Origin of the sequence: Pontibacillus sp. HN14 (assembly GCF_021129245.1) — a bacterium.
Lineage (GTDB): Bacteria > Bacillota > Bacilli > Bacillales > BH030062 > Pontibacillus.
The window spans coordinates 1-1,451 of the sequence record NZ_JAJOLR010000016.1; the positions used below are offsets into that span (position 1 = coordinate 1).

1 protein-coding gene is annotated in these 1,451 nt (G+C 38.4%); it reads left to right on the plus strand.

Features of this window, described 5'->3' with window-relative positions:
• The first annotated feature begins 43 nt into the window (after positions 1-43).
• Positions 44-1,404, plus strand: a protein-coding gene (locus LQ226_RS20805; protein WP_231419951.1) for an IS3 family transposase whose coding sequence is annotated in 2 segments (ribosomal slippage) — positions 44-518 and positions 518-1,404 — 1,362 coding nt in all. Because the reading frame shifts where the segments join, the coding sequence is not laid out codon by codon here.
• Positions 1,405-1,451: the final 47 nt, after the last annotated feature.

Consider the following 1,451-nt stretch of genomic DNA (forward strand, 5'->3'; position numbering starts at 1 on the left):
TGAAGTGCCCCCCTATCTTAGGACAAAAATAGGGGGATCATTTATGGGAAGATTTACTCCCACCGAAAAGCTTCAAGCTGCCCAAGAGTATATAAATGGTGGCGTAAGTTATCGCGATCTAGAAAAGCGGTTAAACATTGACAACTCGGTTATCCGATATTGGGTTCAATTATATACTTATCATGGGGAACAAGCTTTCCATTTCCTCTATACAAATTACACGGCTGCCTTTAAACTGAAGATTGTTCAATTTATCGAAAAATCGAGTTATTCGATTCGGGCTGCCTCAGCCATTTTTCAGATCCCGGATCCCTCTATGGTCCGTAGGTGGAAGAAGAAATGGAAAAAAGGCGGTATGGCAGCCCTCGAATCACCTAAAGAGAGGGCTGCCAGAATGTCATCAGAAGAAACCAACAACCAGAAAAATGATAAAAAAGACCAGGCAATAGATACTGAAGCTATTCAAAAAGAAGTCGAGTACCTACGTATGGAGAACGCTTATCTAAAAAAGTTAAGAACCTTAATTCACGAAAAGGAAAAATCACCAAAAGCGAAAAAACGCAAGTAGTGAATGAATTAAGGTCCACCTATCCGTTTCACGAATTAATTAAGATGGCTGGTTTATCTAGAAGTAATTTTTACTACCATCTTTCCAAAATCAATAAACCTGATCCAGATCAAGGCTTAAAAGAGCGCATCATGTCCATCTACCATAAACATAAAGGTCGTTATGGATACCGACGTGTTCAACAAGAATTAGAGAACACAGGGCATCATGTAAACCACAAGAAAGTTTATCGTCTAATGAAAGAATTGAGTCTTTCAAGTGTGGTTCGTGTGAAAAAATATAAATCTTATAAAGGGAAAGTTGGCCAAATCGCTCAAAACCTGTTAGAACGCGCCTTTGAAGCCGAATTTCCTAATCAGAAATGGGTTACAGATATCACGGAGTTCAAAGTATTTGGTGAAAAGCTGTACCTATCTACTGTTTTAGATCTTTATAACGGAGAAGTGATCGGATACACGATTGGCCATCGCCCTACCTATTCTTTAGTAGAAAAGATGTTATACAAGGCTCTAGGACGCCTTAAAGAAGGCGATGACCTTCTCTTACACTCAGACCAAGGCTGGCATTACCAAATGCCTCAATACCGCACAGCTCTTAAAGAATATGGCGTTACACAAAGTATGTCTCGCAAAGGAAACTGTCTCGACAATGCCGTCATGGAAAACTTTTTTGGAATTATGAAGTCAGAATTCCTTTACATAAGCGAATTTAATAGTGTAGATCACTTCAAACAAGAGCTTGATGAATATATGCATTACTATAACCATGATCGAATTAAATCCAAATTGAAAACAAGTCCAATCTCTTATAGAGAAAAGCATCAACTAGCTGCATAACTAACAATTTCTAACAAATAGAAGTCCTAAATTTGGGGTTCACTTCA